This window comes from Achromobacter veterisilvae, assembly GCF_037619525.1.
Lineage (GTDB): Bacteria > Pseudomonadota > Gammaproteobacteria > Burkholderiales > Burkholderiaceae_B > Achromobacter > Achromobacter veterisilvae.
Window position 1 is genome coordinate 16602 of record NZ_CP148753.1, and the last position, 20109, is coordinate 36710.

Annotated in this window: 14 protein-coding genes and 2 riboswitches; of the genes, 2 read left to right on the forward strand and 12 right to left on the reverse strand. The window is 68.9% G+C overall.

Translation table 11 applies throughout. The features are described 5' to 3' along the window. Nucleotides 1-77: 77 nt before the first annotated feature. From gcvP to WHX56_RS00095, 8 genes are all read right to left on the reverse strand, one after another. Nucleotides 78-2951: an aminomethyl-transferring glycine dehydrogenase gene (gcvP, locus tag WHX56_RS00060; RefSeq protein ID WP_338879859.1), complete on the reverse strand. Its 2874-nt coding sequence runs from the start codon at nucleotides 2949-2951 to the stop codon at nucleotides 78-80. 100 nt (nucleotides 2952-3051) lie between these two features. Then, nucleotides 3052-3429 (reverse strand): glycine cleavage system protein GcvH, encoded by a 378-nt coding sequence (gcvH, locus tag WHX56_RS00065; RefSeq protein ID WP_042795177.1) that lies wholly within the window; start codon nucleotides 3427-3429, stop codon nucleotides 3052-3054. Nucleotides 3430-3530: 101 nt separating this feature from the next. Next, on the reverse strand, nucleotides 3531-4631 hold the full coding sequence (gene gcvT / locus WHX56_RS00070; protein WP_129240014.1) for a glycine cleavage system aminomethyltransferase GcvT: 1101 nt from the start codon (nucleotides 4629-4631) through the stop codon (nucleotides 3531-3533). 86 nt (nucleotides 4632-4717) lie between these two features. After that, nucleotides 4718-4841: riboswitch (glycine riboswitch) on the reverse strand. Nucleotides 4842-4875: 34 nt separating this feature from the next. Further along, nucleotides 4876-4971: riboswitch (glycine riboswitch) on the reverse strand. Nucleotides 4972-5136: 165 nt separating this feature from the next. Next, nucleotides 5137-6030: a ZIP family metal transporter gene (locus WHX56_RS00075; protein ID WP_129240015.1), complete on the reverse strand. Its 894-nt coding sequence runs from the start codon at nucleotides 6028-6030 to the stop codon at nucleotides 5137-5139. A 30-nt stretch (nucleotides 6031-6060) separates the two neighbouring features. Further along, entirely contained in the window at nucleotides 6061-6675 is a 615-nt protein-coding gene (locus tag WHX56_RS00080; protein ID WP_338879860.1) for a superoxide dismutase, read from the reverse strand. Nucleotides 6676-6818: 143 nt separating this feature from the next. Continuing rightward, a complete protein-coding gene (locus WHX56_RS00085; RefSeq protein WP_338879861.1) occupies nucleotides 6819-8021 on the reverse strand; it encodes an NAD(P)/FAD-dependent oxidoreductase in 1203 nt (400 codons plus the stop codon). Nucleotides 8022-8038: 17 nt separating this feature from the next. Beyond that, a complete protein-coding gene (locus tag WHX56_RS00090) occupies nucleotides 8039-10300 on the reverse strand; it encodes an arginine/lysine/ornithine decarboxylase (protein ID WP_129240018.1) in 2262 nt (753 codons plus the stop codon). Nucleotides 10301-10530: 230 nt separating this feature from the next. Then, complete coding sequence (locus WHX56_RS00095; RefSeq protein WP_129240019.1) at nucleotides 10531-10983, reverse strand: hypothetical protein; 453 nt, start codon at nucleotides 10981-10983, stop codon at nucleotides 10531-10533. A gap of 116 nt (nucleotides 10984-11099) precedes the next feature. Between WHX56_RS00095 and WHX56_RS00100 the strand changes: the two genes are divergently transcribed. Then, the gene (locus tag WHX56_RS00100) at nucleotides 11100-11618 is read left to right on the forward strand and encodes a GNAT family N-acetyltransferase (RefSeq protein ID WP_287753370.1); all 519 of its coding nucleotides are present in this window, start codon (nucleotides 11100-11102) and stop codon (nucleotides 11616-11618) included. Nucleotides 11619-11627: 9 nt separating this feature from the next. Here the strand turns inward: WHX56_RS00100 and WHX56_RS00105 are convergent, their stop codons facing one another. Next, nucleotides 11628-12872, reverse strand: coding sequence for a GGDEF domain-containing protein (locus WHX56_RS00105; RefSeq protein ID WP_287753368.1), 1245 nt, complete (start codon nucleotides 12870-12872; stop codon nucleotides 11628-11630). Nucleotides 12873-13036: 164 nt separating this feature from the next. Here WHX56_RS00105 and WHX56_RS00110 point away from each other — a divergent pair, with 164 nt between their 5' ends. Further along, nucleotides 13037-13888 carry a GNAT family N-acetyltransferase gene (locus tag WHX56_RS00110; protein WP_338879862.1) on the forward strand — a complete coding sequence of 284 codons (852 nt, stop codon included), beginning with the start codon at nucleotides 13037-13039 and terminating at the stop codon, nucleotides 13886-13888. Between the two features lie 4 nt (nucleotides 13889-13892). Here the strand turns inward: WHX56_RS00110 and dcd are convergent, their stop codons facing one another. The 3 genes from dcd to WHX56_RS00125 form a co-directional block, all read right to left on the reverse strand. Continuing rightward, nucleotides 13893-14456 carry a dCTP deaminase gene (gene dcd / locus WHX56_RS00115; protein ID WP_008166733.1) on the reverse strand — a complete coding sequence of 188 codons (564 nt, stop codon included), beginning with the start codon at nucleotides 14454-14456 and terminating at the stop codon, nucleotides 13893-13895. Between the two features lie 98 nt (nucleotides 14457-14554). Then, complete coding sequence (locus WHX56_RS00120; protein WP_422393631.1) at nucleotides 14555-18220, reverse strand: translocation/assembly module TamB domain-containing protein; 3666 nt, start codon at nucleotides 18218-18220, stop codon at nucleotides 14555-14557. Next, nucleotides 18217-20109: an autotransporter assembly complex protein TamA gene (locus tag WHX56_RS00125; RefSeq protein WP_338879863.1), complete on the reverse strand. Its 1893-nt coding sequence runs from the start codon at nucleotides 20107-20109 to the stop codon at nucleotides 18217-18219. Before WHX56_RS00125 ends, WHX56_RS00120 begins: the two co-directional genes overlap by 4 nt.

Sequence of the window (20109 nt, forward strand, 5' to 3'; positions counted from 1 at the left end):
AAAAAAATCCCCCGATCTTCGCGACGGGGGATTTTTTTTGGCTGGGCCCGGCTTGCGCCGGGCCCGATGTCCAGCGCTCAGGCGTACGCTTCGACCGGCAGGCAGGCGCACACGAGATTGCGGTCGCCGTAGGCGTTGTCCACGCGCGCGACGGGCGGCCAGTACTTCGCGTCGCGCAGGGACTCGACCGGATAGGCGGCCTGCTGGCGCGGATAGTCGTGCAACCATTCTTCGGCCAGCAGCATCTGCGCCGTGTGCGGCGCGTTCTTGAGGACGTTGTCCTCGCGATCGCGCTCGCCGCGCTCGATCTGGGCGATTTCCTCGCGGATCGAGATCATCGCGTCGATGAAACGGTCCAGTTCGGCGACGCCTTCCGATTCGGTCGGCTCGACCATCAGCGTGCCGGCCACCGGGAAGCTCATGGTGGGCGCGTGGAAACCGTAGTCCATCAGGCGCTTGGCGATGTCCTCGGCGCTGATGCCGCTGGTTTCCTTCAGCGGACGCACGTCCAGGATGCACTCGTGCGCCACGCGGCCGTGGCGGCCCGCGTACAGCACCGGATAGTGGCCGCGCAGGCGCGTCGCGATGTAGTTGGCGTTCAGGATGGCCACTTCGGTGGCGCGGCGCAGGCCGTCGGCGCCCATCAGCGCGATGTACACGTACGGGATCGGCAGGATGCCGGCCGAACCGAACGGCGCGGCCGACACGGGGCCGACCTTGGCGTCGCCGGGCAGCTTGCCCTGCTCGTTCACCACGCCCGGCAGGTACGGCGCCAGGTGCGCGCGCACCGCCACGGGGCCCACGCCGGGGCCGCCGCCGCCGTGCGGGATGCAGAAGGTCTTGTGCAGGTTCAGGTGGGACACGTCGGAGCCGAACTTGCCCGGCTGCGCCACGCCGACCATGGCGTTCATGTTGGCGCCGTCCAGGTAGACCTGGCCGCCGGCCTGGTGCACCAGATCGCAGATCTCGGTCACGGCTTCCTCGAACACGCCGTGCGTGGAGGGATACGTGATCATCAGGGCGGCCAGCTTGTCGCCCACCTGCTCGATCTTGGCGCGCAGGTCGGCCAGGTCCACGTTGCCGTTGGCGTCGGAGGCCACCACCACCACGTCCATGCCGGCCAGTTGGGCCGAGGCGGGGTTGGTGCCGTGCGCCGACGACGGGATCAGGCAGATGTTGCGCTGGTGCTGGCCGTTGGCCTGGTGGTAGCCGCGGATCGCCAGCAGGCCGGCGTACTCGCCCTGCGCGCCCGAGTTGGGCTGCAGGCTGATGTTGTCGTAGCCGGTGATTTCGCACAGCGCGGCCGACAGGCGGCCGATCAGCTCGTCGTAGCCCTGGCTTTGCGAGGCGGGCGCGAACGGGTGGATCAACGCGAATTCGGGCCAGGTGATGGGGATCATCTCGGCGGTCGCGTTCAGCTTCATGGTGCACGAACCCAGCGGGATCATCGTGCGGTCCAGCGCCAGGTCCTTGTCGGCCAGCTTGCGCAGGTAGCGCAGCATGTCGGTCTCGGACTGCACGCTGGAGAACACCGGATGCGTCAGGATCGCGCTTTCGCGCGCCACGCCGGCGGGGATACCGCCAGCGGCGGCCGCGTCCAGCGCGTCGAGGTCGAGTTCGACGTCATCGCGTTCCAGGCCGGCGGCGAAGACGTTGACCAGGGCCTGCAGGTCTGCGGCGGTCACGGTCTCGTCCAGCGAGACCGCCAGGCGGGCGCCGTCGACGCGGCGCAGATTGATGCGGGCGCAGTCGGCCGCCGTCAGGATGGCCGGCGTGGCCGCGCCGGTTTCCAGCAGCAGCGTGTCGAAGAAGGTGTCGTTGACGACCTTCACGCCCAGCTTGATCAACTCGGCGCGCAGGATGGCGGTGCCGCGCTGCACGCGCTGGGCGATGCGGCGGATGCCCGCCGGGCCGTGCCAGACGGCGTACATGCCGGCCATCACGGCCAGCAGCACCTGCGCGGTGCAGATGTTGGAAGTGGCTTTCTCGCGGCGGATGTGCTGTTCGCGCGTCTGCAGCGCCAGGCGCATCGCCGGGTTGCCTTGCGCGTCCTTGGACACGCCCACCAGGCGGCCCGCCATGTTGCGCTTGAAGGCGTCCTTGCAGGCCATGAAGCCGGCATGCGGGCCGCCGAAGCCGAACGGCACGCCGAAGCGCTGGGCCGAACCGATGGCGATGTCCGCGCCCCACTCGCCCGGGGCGGCCAGGAGGGCCAGCGCCAGCAGGTCGGTGGCGACGGCCACGATCGCGCCTTGCGCGTGCGCGGCTTCGGCCAGCTTGCGGTAGTCGGACACGGAGCCGGTGCTGTGCGGGTACTGGAGCAACACGCCGAAGCACTCGGGCAGGCCTTCGGCCTCGTCGCCCACCGCGATCTCGATGTCCAGGCCTTCGGCGCGCGTGCGCACGACTTCGAGGGTCTGGGGGTGCACGTGGCGCGAGACGAAGAACACCGGGCTCTTCGACTTGGCGCTGCGGCGCGCCAGCGTCATGGCTTCGGCCGCGGCGGTGCCTTCGTCCAGCAGCGAGGCGTTGGAGATGTCCAGCCCGGTCAGGTCGGCGACCATGGTCTGGTAATTCAGCAGGGCCTCCAGGCGGCCCTGCGAGATCTCGGGCTGGTACGGCGTGTAGGCCGTGTACCAGGCGGGATTCTCGAGGATGTTGCGCAACACCACGTTGGGCGTGTGCGTGCCGTAGTACCCCTGGCCGATGTAGCTGCGGTAGACCTGGTTGCGGCCCGCGATCTGCTTCAGTTCGTCCAGCACGTCGGTTTCGCTGCGCGATTGCGGCAGCGCCAGCGGGGCCTGGCTGCGGATCTTGGGCGGCACGACTTCCTCGATCAGGGCGTCCAGGCTGGCGCTGCCGATGACGGCGAGCATGGCGGCCTGGGCGGCGTCGGAGGGGCCGATGTGGCGGGGGATGAAGTCGGTATGGGTGTCTAGGGCGCGCGACATGGGGAGATCTCGGGGTGGCGGTGCCGTCGGAGGACGGTCGGTATTGCATCTGGCGGGGCGGGCGCCGGGCCGCTATGGCCGCGCGCCCTCCCCGACCGGCTTAGCCGTTGGCGACGGCTTCGTAGCCGGCGGCGTCCAGCAGCTTGTCGGCGTCGGCCGCGTTGACCGGCTTGATCTTGAAGATCCAGGCGGTGAAGGCCGATTCGTTGATCAGGTTGGGATTGTTTTCCAGCTCTTCGTTGAAAGCGACGATCTCGCCGGCGACCGGCGCGTAGATGTCGGAGGCAGCCTTGACCGACTCGACCACGCCGGCGGTCTCGCCGGCGTTCAGCTTGGCGCCGACCTTCACGTCGCCGACGAAAACCAGGTCGCCCAACTGGTCCTGGGCGGTATCGGTGATGCCGACGACGAACACGTCGCCTTCGGCTTTGACCCATTCATGGGACTCGGTGTACTTGCGATCGGTGGGCAGACTCATGGGAACTCCTGAGGGAATGCGGGTAGATGAATGGTGTTGCGCGCCTCGCGCGGGCGGCCCTGCCGCCCCATAGGGGCCGGCGCCCGCGCGAAGCTTCGAGTTTACGAGTGTTCGACTTCTTTGCCGTTGCGGACGAACGGCAATTTGCATACCAGGGCGGGCACCCATTTGCCGCGGATATCGACCTCGGCCGTGTCGCCCGGACGCACGCCTTGCGGCAGGCGGGCAAAGCCGATGGACACGCCGAGCGTGGGCGACATGGTGCCGCTGGTGAGTTCACCCATGCCTTCCTTGGTGCGCACGGCCATGTGCGCGCGCATGACGCCGCGCTCCTGCAGCTTCAGGCCGAGGAAGGCGGCCGGCGTGGCGAACTGCTCCAGCGCTTCGCGGCCGATGAAGCGGCGCTCGGCGTCCTTCAGGGATACGGTCCAGGTCAGGCCGGCCTGGCCGGGCTGGACCAGTTCGTCCATGTCCTGGCCGTAGAGGTTCATGCCGGCTTCCAGGCGCAGCGTGTCGCGCGCGCCCAGACCGCAGGGACGCACGCCCTGGGCGGCCAGGTCGCGCCACAGTTGCACGGCCTCGGTGGCGGGCAGCACGATTTCGAAGCCGTCCTCGCCGGTGTAGCCGGTGCGGGCCACCAGGGTATCGTCGCCGACGACGGCGGCCACGAAGGGGGTCAACGATTCAGTGGCGGCCTGCCATGCCGGGCGCGCGGCCCAGACCTTGGCGCGGGCATTGGGGCCCTGCACGGCCACCATGGACAGGTCGCGGCGGGGCGCGATGACGACGTCGAAACCGCCGGCCTGCTTCACGCGCAGCATCCAGGCGATGTCCTTGTCGGCGGTGCCGGCATTGACGACCACGCGCCATTCGTCGGCGGCGAAGAAGTAGATGATCAGGTCGTCGATCACGCCGCCCTGCGGATTCAGCATGCAGCTATAGAGCGCCTTGCCGGGCACGGTCAGCTTGGCCACGTCGTTGGCGACCAGGCGCTGCAGGAACGCGAACGCGTCCGGGCCCGTCACGTCGACGTTCAGCATGTGCGACACGTCGAACATGCCCGCGTCCTGGCGCACGGCGTGGTGCTCCTCCAGTTGCGAGCCGTAGGCCAGGGGCATGTCCCAGCCGCCGAAGTCGACCATACGGGCGCCAGAGGCGATGTGTTCTTCGGCCAGCGGGGTGCGTTTGAGGGGTGCGGACATGCGCGGGAACTCCGGGACGGCATTGTTGCCAGGGTTACGGAATGCCGGTGGTACCAGGCGGGCTGCGCCTGCACAACGGCTGAATCTTCCGCCCCTCTGTCCTTTTGCCTGAGAGTTGCCCCGCTAAGCGGGTTTGCACCTTCGGCGCCTGGGCTGCTCGCTATGTCCCTTGTTCCAGGGGCGGCGCCAGGTCTCTCCAGAGTACTGTTTTGCCGCGTCCGCGCGGTGAAAAACCGGGACAGGGCAAGCATGGGCGGTATGGGTTACCTGAGCGATTCCGGGCGAATTGCGCCTTCGGCGGCGGCCGGGCATACAGGCCGCTCTCTCCCGCAACATGCGTGACAGCGCCGAAAGCATACATCGAAAAGAGGCCCCGGAAAAGGACCGGTGTCCGACACAAAAGGACCGGTGTCTGACACCCATGGCGGACGGCCTTCAGCCTGGACCGGCATTTCAGGGGTGTCAGACACCCCTTACGCGCCCCCTTACGCGCCGGCGGCCCGCCCTACCCCAGCGCGGTGTCCAGCAGCATCATCAGCACGAAGCCCAGCATCAGCCCGCAAGTGGCGTAGACCTCGTGCCCCTTGCGGTGCGACTCCGGGATGATCTCGTGGCTGATCACGAACAGCATCGCCCCCGCGGCGAAACCCAGCCCCCACGGCAGCAGCGGTTCCGACCAGCCGACCACGGCCGCGCCCAGCACGGCGCCCAGCGGCTCGACCAGCCCGGACAGCATCCCCAGCGCCACCGCGAACGCGCGCTGGTAGCCCGCGGCCAGCAGCGCCACCGCCACGACCAGCCCCTCGGGGATGTCCTGGATCGCGATGCCAGTGGCCAGCGCGGTGCCGCGCACGGGATCGTTGCCCGCGTAGCCCACGCCGATGGCCAGGCCTTCCGGCAGGTTGTGCAGGGTGATGGCGAACACGAACAGCCAGGTGCGGCGCAGGCGGTGCGCCTCGATCCCTTCCCGGCCCTTGATGAAATGCTCATGCGGCAGCGTGCGGTCCATGATCAGCAGGACGGCCGCCCCCAGCAGCACGGCGGCGCCCACCGTCAGGCCCGCCCCCCACGGCCCGTAGCCCAGCTCGCGGCCCGCGGCGATGCCCGGGGCCACCAGCGAAAAGGCGCTGGCCGCCAGCATGACGCCGGCGCCGAAGCCGAACATGCTGTCCTGCATTTTCTGGGGAATGGTGCGCGCGAAAAGGATGGGCACCGTCCCCAGCGCGGTCGCGCCCGCGGCGACCAGCCCGCCCAGCAGGGCGTCCGCGACGTGCGGCGCGCGCACGTCCAGGTACGCCCATAGCTGGTGCAGCCCCAGGCAGGACACCAGCACGGCCAGCGTCCAGACGCTGATGCTGGTGGCCGCCGGCCGCACGCGATGACGGCTGAAGGTATTCATATACCGCTGCCCTCCTTGCCAGGGACGCGCTCAGCGCTTCGCCGCGGCGTAGCGGCGCGCCACTTCCGGCCAATTCACGACATTGTAGAAGGCGGCGATGTATTCCGGTCGGCGATTCTGGTACTTCAGGTAATAGGCATGTTCCCAGACGTCCAACCCCAGGATCGGCGTATTGCCCAGCATCAGCGGGCTGTCCTGGTTGGCGCTGCTTTCCACCGTCAGCTTGCCGGCCGGCGTCACCGAGAGCCAGGCCCAGCCGCTGCCGAAACGGGTCAGCGCGGCCTTGGTGAAGGCGTCCTTGAAGGCGGCCAGGCCGCCCAGGTCGGACTCGATGGCCGCCGCCAGGGCGCCGTCGGGTTCGCCGCCGCCCTCGGGGGACATGACCGACCAGAACAGGCTGTGGTTGGCGTGGCCGCCGCCGTGGTTGCGCACGGCGCCGCGCACGGCCTCGGGCAACTGGTCCAGGCGGGACACCAGGGCCTCGACGGGCTCGTCGGTGGCGATGCCCGCCCCCTCCAGCGCCGCGTTCAGGCTGTTGACGTAGGTCTGGTGGTGCTTGCTGTAGTGGATCTCCATCGTCATCGCGTCGATGTGAGGCTCCAGGGCGTCGTAGGCGTACGGCAGGGTCGGAAGGGTATAGGCCATGCATGTCTCCGTCGGATCCGCCCTCGGATGAGGGCCGGCATCAATATCGAAAACATAAATGATATTTATTTTTATTTAATACCACAATGGCAATGCTGCAATTCCTTTCACACGGGGCGCCCGCCGCTATCGGCCCCGCCGGCCTACAGCGCCTTGCCGCAAGCCACGCCCGAGGCCCAGGCCCACTGGAAGTTGTAGCCGCCCAGCCATCCGGTGACGTCCACGGCCTCGCCGATGAAGTAAAGGCCCGGAGCGGTCTTCGCCTGCATGGATTTCTGGTCCAGGCCGCGCGTGTCCACGCCGCCGCGCATCACTTCGGCCTTTTTGTAGCCGGCCGTGCCGCTGGGCACCAGCGTCCACTGGTGGATGTCCTGCGCCAGTCCGCGCAGGGTCTTGTCCGGCGCGTCGGCCAGGCGCAATGCCGCCAGCCCGGGCTTGCCCTTCTGCTCCGCCAGGTGCAGCCAGCGGTCGGCCAGCCGCTTGGGCCAGAGGCCGCTCAGCACCGTGTGCAGTTGCTGCCGGTTGCCGGACTTCGACGCCAGCAGTTCCTCGGCCAGGTCGCGGCCCGGCGCCAGGTCCACCACGATGGGTTCGCCCGGCTTCCAGAAGCTGGATATTTGCAAGATGGCCGGCCCCGACAGGCCGCGATGCGTGAACAGCAGGTCTTCGAGGAATTCGCCGCGGGCCTTGCCCTGCCCCGTGTGCAGGCCGACCTCCAGCGCCACGCCGGACAGTTCCGACAAGGCCTGCCACTGCGCGGGGTCGAAGGTCAGGGGCACCAGCGCGGGCCGGGGCTCCACGATCTTCAGGCCGAACTGCCGCGCGATCTTCAGGCCGAAATCGGTGGCGCCCAGTTGCGGGATCGCCATGCCGCCGGTGGCCACCACCAGTTTGGCCGCGCGGATCGGGCCCTGGCCGGTGCGCAGTTCGAAGCCGGCCTCGCCGTGGGCCACCTCGGCCACCTGGCAACCCATGCGCCACTGCACGCCGCCCGCGTCGCATTCCGTGCGCAGCATGTCGATGATGGCCTCGCTGGAATCGTCGCAGAACAACTGGCCCCGGTGCTTCTCGTGCCAGCCGATGCGGTGGCGCCTCACCAGCGCCAGGAAATCCTGCGGCGTGTAGCCCGACAGCGCCGATCGGCAGAAATGCGGATTGTCGGAGAGGAAGTTGGCGGGCCCGGCCCCGATGTTGGTGAAGTTGCAGCGGCCTCCGCCGGAAATGCGGATCTTCTCCGCCAGGCGGGTGGCGTGGTCGACCAGCGCCACGCGCAGGCCGCGCTGGCCGGCAACCGCGGCGCACATCATGCCAGCGGCGCCGGCGCCGAGGACGGCAACATCGAACATCGGGACTCCGGAGCGCGTCAGTCTTCGATCAGGCAGTCGACGTAGTAGCGCTTTTCGCCGTCCGGCCCCACTTCGTCGGCCAGGCCGTGGATGTAGGTCTCGAAGCCCGGGAAGCGCTCGTTGAACTCGCGCGCGAACTGCAGGTACTGGACGATGGTGCGGTTGAAGCGCTCGCCCGGAATCAGCAGCGGGATGCCCGGCGGGTACGGGGTCAGCAGCACGCCGGTGACGCGGCCTTCCAGCTTGTCGATGTCGACGCGCTCGACCTCGCGGTGCGCCATGCGGGCGAACGCGTCCGACGGCTTCAGGGCCGGGACCATGTCGCTCAGGTACATCTCGGTGGTCAGGCGGGCCACGTCGCGCTCGCGGTAGGCTTCGTGGATCTGCTGGCACAGGTCGCGCAGGCCCATGCGCTCGTAGCGGCGATGGTCGCGGCAGAATTCCGGCAGGATGCGCCACAGCGGCTGGTTGCGGTCGTAGTCGTCCTTGAATTGCTGCAAGGCGGTCAGGAGCGTGTTCCAGCGGCCCTTGGTGATGCCGATGGTGAACAGGATGAAGAAGGAATACAGGCCCGTCTTCTCGACCACCACGCCGTGCTCGGTCAGGTACTTGGAGACCAGCGCGGCGGGAATGCCGGTTTCGCCGAAGCTGCCCGACATGTCCAGCCCCGGGGTGATGACCGTGGCCTTGATCGGGTCCAGCATGTTGAAGCCTTCGGCCATTTCGCCGAAGCCGTGCCAGTGGTCGTTGGATTCCAGGATCCATTCATCGCGGTTGCCGATGCCTTCGGACACCAGGCGGTTCGGGCCCCAGACCTTGAACCACCAGTCGTTCTTGCCGAATTCCGACTCCACCTTGCGCATGGCGCGGCGGAAGTCCAGGGCTTCGCGGATGCTTTCCTCGACCAGCGCGGTGCCGCCCGGCGGCTCCATCATGGCGGCGGCCACGTCGCAGGACGCGATGATCGCGTACTGGGGCGAGGTGGACGTGTGCATCAGGTAGGCTTCGTTGAAGACGTTGCGGTCCAGCTTGCGGGTCTCGGATTCCTGCACGATGATCTGCGAGGCCTGCGAGATGCCGGCCAGCAGCTTGTGCGTGGAGTGCGTGGCGAACACCATGGCGTCCTGGCTGCGCGGGCGGTCCTGGCCGATGGCGTGCATGTCCTGGTAGAACTCGTGGAACGACGCGTGCGGCAGCCAGGCTTCGTCGAAGTGCAGCGTATCGACGTAGCTGCCGAGCTGCTTCTTGATCATTTCGACGTTGTAGATGACGCCGTCGTACGTGCTCTGCGTCAGCGTCAGGATGCGCGGGTTCTTGTTCACCGCTTCGCGCGCGAAGGGGTTGGCCTCGATCTTCTTGCGGATGTTGTCCGGGTGGAATTCTTCCAGCGGGATCGGGCCGATGATGCCCAGGTGGTTGCGCGTGGGGCGCAGGAATACCGGGATCGCGCCCGTCATCGTGATGGCGTGCAGGATGGACTTGTGGCAGTTGCGGTCCACCACGACCACGTCGCCGGCCGCGACGTTGGCGTGCCACACCACCTTGTTCGAGGTGGAGGTGCCGTTCGTCACGAAGAAGCAGTGGTCGGCGTGGAAGATGCGCGCCGCGTTCAGTTCGGATTCGGCCACGGGGCCGGTATGGTCCAGCAACTGGCCCAGTTCGTCGACGGCGTTGCAGACGTCGGCGCGCAGCATGTTCTCGCCGAAGAACTGGTGGAACATCCGGCCCACGGGGCTCTTCAGGAACGCCACGCCGCCCGAATGCCCGGGGCAGTGCCACGAGTACGAACCGTCCTGCGCGTACTTGACCAGTTCGCGGAAGAACGGCGGCGGCAGGCTGTCGACGTAGCTGCGGGCTTCGCGGATGATGTGGCGCGCCACGAATTCGGGCGTGTCCTCGAACATGTGGATGAAGCCGTGCAGTTCGCGCAGGATGTCGTTCGGGATATGTTCCGAAGTGCGCGTCTCGCCATACAGATAGATGGGGATGTCGGCGTTGCGGAAGCGCAGTTCGCCGATGAAGGCGCGCAGGTTCTTGATCGCGCCGGCCACGTCCTCGGGCGAGTCCACGTCGAACTCTTCATCGTCGATCGACAGGATGAAGGCGCTTGCGCGGCTTTGCTGCTGGGCAAATGAACTCAGGTCGCCATAACTGGTCACCCCGATCACCTCGACGCCCTCGGCCTCGATCGCGGCAGAAAGGGCTCGGATGCCCAAACCGGACGCGTTCTCGGAACGGTAGTCCTCGTCGATGATGAAAATGGGGAAGCGGAATTTCATGCGGGCGCTCCTGGGGGCAAGGCGGAATCGGACGCGTATCGCGGCGCGAGTGTACAGCTAGTAAAAATCCGCCTGATGACAGACGGCGCGAGCACCCGCCGGGGAGGCGGGAATGGCCGAATTGTAGGGCTGTTTTTCTTACAGTCCTACGGGAAATCCCCAGAAGGGATGCGCGAGCGTTGTCAGCGCGCCAAAAGCGCGGAATTCCGGGCCGGAAACGGGCGCCGGTCCTAGCGGATGGTCCGGGCCTCGCCCGCCTGCAGGGCCGCCATGAACTGCTCGAAATAAGGCGGAATGGCCTCGGCGGCCCCATAGCGGATCCGGCGTTCGACCTTGGCGATCGCGCCGAAGCAGACCTCGGTTCCCGGTTGGCCGCAGACCAGCACCACCGGATCCTCGTCGTCGCACACTTCGTACAGGCCGCCATGCGCGCGGCGTCCGACCTCGTAGAGGTAGGCGGCGGCGCCGACGGTCTGCATGGGGGTCAGAGGCAGGGTCCCGAGGTGGGCGGCCTCCAGCGCTTCATCCAGCGCATGGACGCTGGACGGCGAGTAGTCCAGCACGGCGCCGGTCTGGCCGGCCACGTGGACAAAGTCCTGCGCGGCATCCGCCACGCGCGCCACGAACTCTTCCTGGACTTCGTCGCGCTTGGCGTCCTGGTTTATCTTGAGGAAACCGAACATCAGTGGCTCCTTTGTGAAAACCGCAAGCGGCATTGGAACCTCCATTATAGGCAAGCCGCCCCTATATACTGCCCAAACCGCCCTCGAACGTTCCCTATTCCCAACACTTGCCTCCCATGCCCTCCCCCCTGGTCCGACGCCTCGTCCCCGCTGACGCCGCGGCCCTGCGCCAGCTACGCCTGGACGCGCTGGTCGAAACCCCCGAGTCGTTCGGATCGAGTTACGAAGAGGAACATACCCTGACATTGGAGGACATCCGCGGCTGGATCGCGCCGGCCGACGATGGGGCGATGTTCGGCGTCTTCCAGGACGAGGCGCTGGCAGGCATGGTCGGCGTGGCCCGGCAGCGCAAGCTGAAGATGCGGCACAAGGCGCACGTCTGGAGCATGTACGTCGCGCCCGCCCAGCGCGGCCGGGGCCTGGCCAAGCTGCTGATGCGGGCGGCCATCGACCATGCCGGGGCCATGCGCGGCATCCGCCACGTGCAGTTGAGCGTGACCTCGAACAATGCCGCGGCCGCCGCCCTGTACCTCAGCCTGGGCTTCGCCGAATACGGACGCGAGCGCGAAGCGCTGTGCGTGAACGGCTGCTTCCACGACGAAACGCTGATGGCGCTGGCGCTGTCGGGCAAATAGCCGGGCCGCTCACGCCGCGCCGGCCCGCCGCCGCGCGCCGTACACGCACACCTGGTTGCGGCCGCCGTCCTTGGCCCGGTAGAGCGCCTGGTCGGCCGCCTTGATCACCGCTTCCGGCCCGCGCAGTGCGTCGCTGCGTTCGGCGACGCCCATGCTGACGGTCACCCGCAGCGGGCGCGCGTTGCGCCCGTCGCGCCCGCCGCGCCGGCGCATGCCGAGCTGATCGGCCTTGGGACGCGCCGGCTTGTCGCGCAGGCGCATCTGGTAGGCCTCGATGGAACGCCTGACGCTTTCGAGGTGCGGCTTGCATTCCGCCGCGGTCTTGCCCGGAAACACCAGCGTGAACTCTTCGCCGCCGAAGCGGTAGGCATGCCCGCCGCCCGGCACCCGCCGCAACTGGGCCGCCACCATGCGCAGGACCTGGTCGCCGACGTCGTGGCCGTGGGTGTCGTTGAACGCCTTGAAGTGGTCCACGTCCGCCATCGCCAATGCATAGACGCGCCCGCCCATGCGCTGCAGCCGCTCGTTCAGGGCGCGCCTGCCGGGCAGGCCGGTCAGCTCGTCGAGGAACGCCATGTGGAAGCCTTCGTGCGCCAGCGAGACGCACAGCGCCGTCAGCGCGGCGGCGGACATCAGCGCCAGTTCGACGGGATGCTGCGCCCCGCGCGGCAGGGCCCAGGCCAGGCACACGAAGCCCAGCCATTGCCCGGCCTGCTGCGGACGGCCATAGCGCAGAAGCAGCAGCGTCAGCGCCAGGCCGGTGGCCAGCAGCGCGATCAGCCCTTCGATCGGCACGTTCAGGTGGGCGAGCTTGCCTTGCACGGACAGCACGCCGAGCGCATCGGCCACGCCGTCCTTGCCCGCCAGCGCGATCGCCGCCGCGCCCAGCGCCATCATGCCCACGCGCGCCGCCGTGTCCCGCAGCATGCTGGAACGCTCGGACCACAGGGCATTGATCGCGTAGGCCAGCGACCACCATGCCATGGCGGGGCCCAGCGCCCAGGGCGCATCCCGCGCCAGCGCCGGCCAGGACGCCGTGGCGGCCAGCACGCAGAGCGTCAGCGCCAGCGTCTGCGAACGCTGGTACATGAAGCAGGTCGCCGCGCAGATCAAGGCCATGGCCCAGGGCATGAACGGCACGATCAGCGTCAGCGCCGGCGGCCACTCCCGCCACAGCAGCAGCCCCCCCGCCGCGGCCACCGGCAGCGCGGGATAGAACAACAGGGGCAGCCAGGGGATATGGGGGTAACGCACGGATGGGGCTTTGCTCACGCTTGCGGAAATGACGGCGCCAAATCGGCAAACACATCTAGAGTCCTTTACGGACGCGGCGGAGGGTTCTTTAGCAATCCGGGGTCCACACCGGGGCCCGCTCCCGTGCTATGTTTTCCGGCCGCCCCCGACGGAAGAAAACTCCCATGCGTATCCTGGTCAATATCGATGTGCCCGATCTGGAACATGCCATCGACTTCTATCGCCGCGCCTTCGGGTTGAGGCTGCGGCGCCGTCTGGGCCCCCAGGCCGCCGAAATGCGCGGCGCGCAGGCGCCCATCTATCTGCTGGAAAAGGCGGCCGGCACGCCCGCCGCCGGCGCGACGCGGCAACCGCGCGACTACGCCAGGCACTGGACGCCGGTCCATCTGGACGTGGTGGTCGAAGACGCGGACCGCGCGGTCGAGCAAGCGGTGACGGCGGCCGCGCGGCTGGAAGACCCGGCCGTCTCGCATGAATGGGGCCGCATCGCGCACCTGAGCGATCCCTACGGGCACGGCATCTGCATCCTGCAGTTCCTGGGGCGGGGCTACGACGCGCTGGCGGCGCTGGACGTCCGGTACGAACCCGTCGGCGAGGCGGACTTCGAAGCGTTGCTGGCGCTGCGCATCGAGGCCATGCGCGAAAGCCTGGAACGGCTGGGCCGTTTCGATCCGGAGCGGGCGCGCTCGCGCCTGCGCGGCACGTTCCGGCCGGAATGCACCTGGTCCATCGAGGTGGACGGGCAGCGCCTGGGCTTCTACGCGCTGCGCCCGGACGGCGACGGCCTGCGCCTGGACCACCTGTACCTGCGGCCGGGCGCGCAAGGGGAAGGCCTGGGCGGCCAGGTGTTGCGGCGGATCCTGGACGAGGCCGACCGCCTCGGGCTGCCGGTGCGCGTGGGCGCGCTGCGCGGCAGCGACTCGAACCGCTTCTATCGGCGGCATGGATTCGTCCAGACCGCCGAAAGCGAATGGGATATCGATTACCTGCGGCCGGCGCGCGCGCCGGCCCGCTGAGGCCTCAGGTGCGCGGCAAGGTCACGCCGCGCTGGCCCTGGTACTTGCCGCCGCGGTCGCGATAGGACGTTTCGCAGACCTCGTCGCTTTCCAGGAACAGCATCTGCGCGCAGCCTTCGCCGGCGTAGATCTTGGCCGGCAGCGGCGTGGTGTTCGAGAATTCCAGCGTCACGTGGCCTTCCCATTCGGGTTCCAGCGGCGTGACGTTGACGATGATGCCGCAGCGCGCGTAGGTGCTCTTGCCCAGGCAGACCGTCAGCACGCTGCGCGGAATGCGGAAGTATTCGACCGTGCGGGCCAGCGCGAACGAGTTCGGCGGGATGATGCAGACATCGCCCTTGAAATCCACGAAGGAGCCTTCGTCGAAATTCTTGGGATCGACGATGGTGGAATTGATGTTCGTGAAGATCTTGAATTCATCGGCGCAGCGCACGTCGTAGCCGTAGCTGCTGGTGCCATAGCTGACGATGCGCCCGCCATTGGCCGTGCGGACCTGCCCCGGTTCGAAGGGTTCGATCATGCCGGCTTCGGCCTGGCGGCGGATCCAGCGGTCGCTCTTGATGCTCATGGTGGGAATGGTGCAAGGGAATGGAGTGGACCCCATTTTATCCCGAGAGCGGGAGCCCCGCCGGCGGGCCGGGCGGGACAGGGCCGCCCGGCCGCGCCTCAATTCCCCCAGAAAGTGCGGTAGACCAGCGCGACGCCATTGACCGCCCCGCCCTTCAGGTCCACCGACAGGCCGCGCGCCAGGCGGTAGCTGGCCCGGCCGACGGTGTCGGTGCCGGAGAGCGCCTGCTCGACGCTGAGCGTGATGCCGTTGGCGAAGGTCTTGCTGGCCACCAGGAATTGCGTGGCAAGCTGGCTGTCGCTGTCCCGGTTTACGTCCCCCGCCACCGTGCGGTCCGGCAGGATGCTGCCCGAGCTGCCGATGTTGCCCGTCTTGATGCTGACGTCGTCCAGTCCGAACTGCTTGTAGAACGGCTGCCCGCCCCCCAGCAGCGCGGTGCCCACCGACATCAGCAGCGCGGCGTCGCCGCCGCTTTCGTCCGGACCGCGGCCCAGCAGCAGCCAGGACAGTTTTTCCACGTCGCTGACGTCCGGGTAGGACACCAGGTCGATGCGGGGCCGCTGCGCGGTGCCGACCACCTTGACGCCCGCCTCGACCTGTTCGCCCGTGCGCAGCGCCTCGATGTCCAGCAGCGGGTTGTCCAGGCGGCCCTGGAAGGTCAGCGTGCCGCGGCTCAGCCGCAGCTTCTGGCCGTAGGCCTCGATGCCTCCGCCGCGGGTGCGCAACGCGCCCACGCCGGTCAGGCGCCCGTCTTGCAGCAGGATCTGGATGGAGCCCAGCAGGCCGGCGTCCAGCCCCATGCCGGTGATGTAGAAGCGCGGCCCCATGTCGAACTTCAGGTTCATGCCGACCTGCAGCGGCGTGGAGACCGCTCCGGGGTCGTCCCCCGGCCGGCGCACCTTGACGTCGTCGTCCAGCGAAGGCACGCCCTGCAGGATCTCCAGGCTGAACCAGCCCGCGTCCGCCTTCAGGTCGCCCACGATGTCGATGCGCGGCATGGCCGCCTTCACGTCGATGACGCCGGACACCATGGCGTAGCGGTCCGAACGCTGCAGGGCCGGGAAGCGGTACAGGGTCAGCCGGATGTCGCCGCCGCCGTCGATGAAATTCCACTGCCCCTTGGCCTCGGTGTAGCCGCCCTTGGCCTCGGGGTTGGTGGTGATCCACTCCTTGGTGCGCCATTCGGCCGGCATCACCCGCAGCGAAGCCGGGAAACGCAGGCTCTCCAGCACCACCCGGTCGCCGTCCAGCCGGGCGGACAACGTGCCGTCGATCAGCCGCACGCCGTCGTCGATGCGCACCACGCGCAGCTTGTCGCCGCGGATGTTGCCGCTGGCCGACCATTTGCCCGCCAGGGTGCCCTGGGCTTCCAGATTGGCCTTGACCGTGCCGCCGACCTCCATCGAGTCGCCCACGAACAGGCCGACCCAGGCCAGGTCGGCGATGTCGGCGTCCAGCTTGGCGCGCAGCGGCTGCCGCGGGTCCAGCGCCATGCCGCCCTTGGCGTCCACCGCCAGCACGGCGGTGCCGGTGCCGTTGATCACGCCCATCTTGTCGGTCGCCAGATTGACCTTGGCATCCAGGCGGCTGGCATTGGCGGAAGTCGGCGTGGCGGTCACGTCCAGCACCAGCGCCTTCAGGCCGAGCGGAATGGGAGGATCGCCCGGTATCAGCAGGTCGCCTTCGCGGCGCGCGATGCGCGCCTTGCCGCCCAGCCGGCCATCGAACTTCAGATCCCACAGCACGTCCAGCGCGATGCGGCGCTGGCCCTCCGGAACCGTCGCGTTCACGCGGCTGGGCCGCTTGCCCAGCTTGGCCGCGGCCTCGGGATCGACCGCGCCGATCAGTTGGCGCGCCATGGCGGCGGTGATCACCAGATTGTCAGCCTGCCCGGCGGTTTCCCAGCGCTTGCCGCCGCCCCGCGACCCCTGGTGCGCCAGGATCACGCGTTCCTTGCCGGGCAGGGTCAGGCTCAGCGCCGTCTGCCCCACCTGCCACTGCCATTGCGGCTCCATGGCGGACGGCAGGTAGGCCAGCGCGACCGGCCGATCCGCCGCGACGGTGAAGCCGGCGGTCTCGGCCGTCAGCCGCGAGAACGTGCCGCGCCACCCCGGCAGGGCGGCGTCGGGCGTGCCGGCCGGCCCCTTGCCCCAGGCGCCGGCAAACGCGATGTTGGCCTTGGCGGGCGCCTCCCCCAGCACACCCGGGCGCGGCTTGGCCGGCGTGTAGCCGGCCGCCAGCTCGCCGCGGTGCGCGGCGAGGGTGCCCGTCAGTTTGCCCTTGAGTTCCGCGCCGCCCGGGATGCCGGGCCAGAATGCATCCAACTGGGGCGCCTTGGCGTCCAGCGACAGCGCGCCGTCCCGGGCGTCCAGCTCGCCCGTGGCCTGGATTTGGTTGCGGCCCAGCTTCAGGTCCACGTCCAGGCCGTGGATGCGCAGCCCGGCCAGCGGATCGGCATCGGGAGAGGCCGGCTCGTCACCGGCCGCCGCGATGTCCACCTGGGCCTTGAGCGCGCCGCTCAAGGGCTGCCTGTTCCAGCGCGTGCCCTCTTCGAAACGCAGGTCCACCGCGGCGTGGCGCAATTGGCTCAGGTTTTCGATGTCGGCCCGCACATCGCCGCGCACGGTCAGCACCGCGGGCGGAATGTCCTTGCCCAGCCAGGGCGAGAGATCCAGGCGCTGGGCGCTTATCGTGCCCGCGATGCGCTCGCGGCCCGCCGCCTGGGCGGTATCCGATTGCAGGTCGAGCTGCGCGGCCAGGGTCGATTGGTCGGGCAATTGCGCCCGCGCCCGGGCGCTGCGCAGCACCAGCGCCGTGCGCGGCGCCAGGTCGGCGGCCACGTCCAGCAGCAGGCCGGAACCTTCGCCGTCCAGCTTGGCCTGGATACCATCCAGGGAGCCGGCGGCATCCGCGCGCAGCACCACCTGGCAAGCGGGCCGGGGCGCCTCGGACGGCAAGGCGGACGCGGCGTCCGCAGCTTTGGCGTCCGCGGCCTTGGGGTCGCGCTTGCCGGCGCCGGCCTTGGGATCCGGTTTCCTGCCGGCGCCCTGCGCTTGCTCGAACACGCTGCTCAGCTTGTCGGCCTCGCACAGCGGGGAATCGGAGCCGGCGCCGCGCGCGATCACGTCCAGGCGCGCAGCGAACGGCCAGGGGTCGGCCATGCCTTGCAGTTCGGCCTGGCCGGAAATGTCCGCCTGCCCCGCCTCGTGGCCCACGCGCAGGCTGGCGATGCGCAACTGCGCTCCCTGCCTGCCCGCGGCGAACGTGGCCTCCAGATTGCCCAGGGTCACAGGCAGGGGCTGGCCGTCCTGCTCCAGCAGGAAATCGCCCAGCGCCACCCGGTCCACGGCGATGTCCACCGGCAGCGCGGGCAGCGAGAACGGCTCGCCGTCGTCTTCCTCGGGCGTCGTGCCGGGCGATGAGGCCAGAGCGACGCGCACCGTGCCCGCCGACACTTCGCGCACGTGCAGCAGGCGGTCGCCCAGCGCGCGCCAGTGCACGTTCAGGCGCAGATCGGAGATGTCGATGCGGGTGCCGCCCACGTCCAGATCCAGCTTGCCGACCGAGACGCCGCGCAACAGCGAACCCTTCACGTCCAGCGCCTGGCCGTTCAATTGCTGGGCGGCGGTGGTCAGCAGCAGCCGCGTGCCGTTCTGCGAGCCGGCCAGCCAGAACAGGAACCCGCCCGCCAGCACCGCCAGCATGGCCAGGCCCGGCAACCACCACACCAGCACCTGGCGCAGGAATTTGCGCAAGCCCTTCAAAACGCGATCCCCAAGGAGAAATGCAGGCGCAGGTCGCGGTCGCGCTGGCCGTAGGCGACGTCCAGGAACAGGGGGCCGGCCGGCGTGCGCACGCGCGCGCCGACACCGTAGCCCACCGCCATCGACATGTCGCCGAACGATTCCGCGGCGTCGCCCGCGTCCACGAACACGCCCATGCCCCAGCGCTCATTGAAATAATGGTCGTATTCGATGCTGCCGACCAGCAGCGTGGGCGCGCCCACCACGGCGTCATCGCGCTGCACGCCGATGCTCTGGTACTTGTAGCCCCGGATCGAACGCGCGCCGCCCGTGCGGAAACCGAAATCGTCCGGCACCCGCACCTTGCTGTTGGACCACACCCGGCCGACCTCGCCGCGCACGGTCAGGACGTCCAGCTTGCCGATGGGCCACCATTTCTGGGCCCGCAGCCGGGCGCGGGTGTAGGGTTCGCCCGTGTCCAGCGTCACGCCCACGCCGCCGCCCACCGCAATCAGGTTGCCTTCGCGCGGATCGTATTTGTTGTCCACGTCGCGGCGCAGCCATTCGGCCGTGGCGGTCAGGGTCGGCAAGATGTATTGGTCGCCGCCATCGATCTTCACGTGATCCTGCGCCAGCAGCATGCCCCAGCGCGTTTCGTATTCGACCCGGCTGTCGCCCGCGCCCTTGCGCTCTTGCAGGCGGGTCGCGCCCAGGGCGTAACGCGTCACGTCCAGCCCCTGGATGTCGGAATGGTCGTACAGGAGGCCGAAGGAGTCCTTGTAGCCGCGCTCATTCGGCGGCAACAGGAAGTCCGCGTAGACGCGCTGCTGCAGCCGGTCCACGCTGAAGCCCGTCTCCATGGTGAGCGGCTGGCCGAACACCACGTTCTGCCGGTACAGCGATTCCACGCGCAGGCCGGCCTCGTCGTCCACGCCTATCGACCCCGTGAACCGCTTGGGCGGCGCTTCCACCACCCGCACCTGCACCGGCAAGGTCACCTCGCCGTTCGAATCGTAGGCGGGCGGCGGCGCGGGCATGGCGCCGGACACGGAGGGATCTCCCGCCGGCGTGGCGGCGGCCAGGTCGGTCGAGCCCGGCGCGCGCGCCCGGTCGGCGTTGGGCGCGGGGGCCGGCTGCGCCTTGCCCGGCTGTTCCAGCGACACGAACGCGCCGCGGAAGAAAGCCGTGGATTGCAGATCCTGCTGCCAGGTGTCCAGCTTGTTCTGGTCATACGCGGCGCCCGGCGAATAGCGCACGTAGCGCTCGACCAGCTTCTCCGGCACCCGCTTCAGGCCGTCGGTGGTGAGTTCGCCCATGCGGACCTGGGGGCCGCTGTCTATCGTGACGCGCAAGGCGGCCGACGCCGTATCGGCCTCGATCTCGGCCTGCGACGCGGTCATGCGTGCCAGCATGAAGTCGCGCGAGGACACCTCGTCCAGCAGGGTCGATTTGGCCTTGTTCCAGTCGCTGTTGATGAAGGGCTGGCCCGCCTTCAGCAGCCAGTCTTCCCGCAGCTTGCGCACGCGATCGGCGAACTCGGGCCGGGTGATCCGGCCCGTGAAGGCCAGGTCCACCGAGCCGACGGTCGTGCGCTTGCCGGAGACGATGCCGATGTCCCAGGTTTCGCCGCCGATGTCGGTGCCGGCCTCGAGCGTCACCGTCGGCGAGAAATAGCCCTGGGTGGCCAGCGCCGCCAGCGTCGCGTCGCGCGCGCGCCGGCGCAGGCGGTTGATTTCGCCGCCGTCCTGGTCCTCGGCCAGCCGCGCGATCGCGTCAACCGCCTCGGTGATCGCCTGCAGCGCGGCCGGCGGCACGCCGCCCGGGTCCACGATGATTTCCGGGCGCTTGGCCAGCGCCTCGCCCGCCATCACACAACATCCTGCCAAGAAGGCACGGGCTGCCCACCGCAT

Coding starts and splice junctions, on each gene's coding strand:
- gcvT (WP_129240014.1), bottom strand. CDS start 4,631: ATGTCCGCACCCCTCAAACGCACCCCGCTGGCCGAAGAACACATCGCC.
- WHX56_RS00110 (WP_338879862.1), top strand. CDS start 13,037: ATGCGTATCCTGGTCAATATCGATGTGCCCGATCTGGAACATGCCATC.
- gcvH (WP_042795177.1), bottom strand. CDS start 3,429: ATGAGTCTGCCCACCGATCGCAAGTACACCGAGTCCCATGAATGGGTC.
- gcvP (WP_338879859.1), bottom strand. CDS start 2,951: ATGTCGCGCGCCCTAGACACCCATACCGACTTCATCCCCCGCCACATC.
- WHX56_RS00085 (WP_338879861.1), bottom strand. CDS start 8,021: ATGTTCGATGTTGCCGTCCTCGGCGCCGGCGCCGCTGGCATGATGTGC.
- WHX56_RS00100 (WP_287753370.1), top strand. CDS start 11,100: ATGCCCTCCCCCCTGGTCCGACGCCTCGTCCCCGCTGACGCCGCGGCC.
- WHX56_RS00125 (WP_338879863.1), bottom strand. CDS start 20,109: ATGCGGTGGGCAGCCCGTGCCTTCTTGGCAGGATGTTGTGTGATGGCG.
- WHX56_RS00075 (WP_129240015.1), bottom strand. CDS start 6,030: ATGAATACCTTCAGCCGTCATCGCGTGCGGCCGGCGGCCACCAGCATC.
- dcd (WP_008166733.1), bottom strand. CDS start 14,456: ATGAGCATCAAGAGCGACCGCTGGATCCGCCGCCAGGCCGAAGCCGGC.
- WHX56_RS00090 (WP_129240018.1), bottom strand. CDS start 10,300: ATGAAATTCCGCTTCCCCATTTTCATCATCGACGAGGACTACCGTTCC.
- WHX56_RS00095 (WP_129240019.1), bottom strand. CDS start 10,983: ATGTTCGGTTTCCTCAAGATAAACCAGGACGCCAAGCGCGACGAAGTC.
- WHX56_RS00080 (WP_338879860.1), bottom strand. CDS start 6,675: ATGGCCTATACCCTTCCGACCCTGCCGTACGCCTACGACGCCCTGGAG.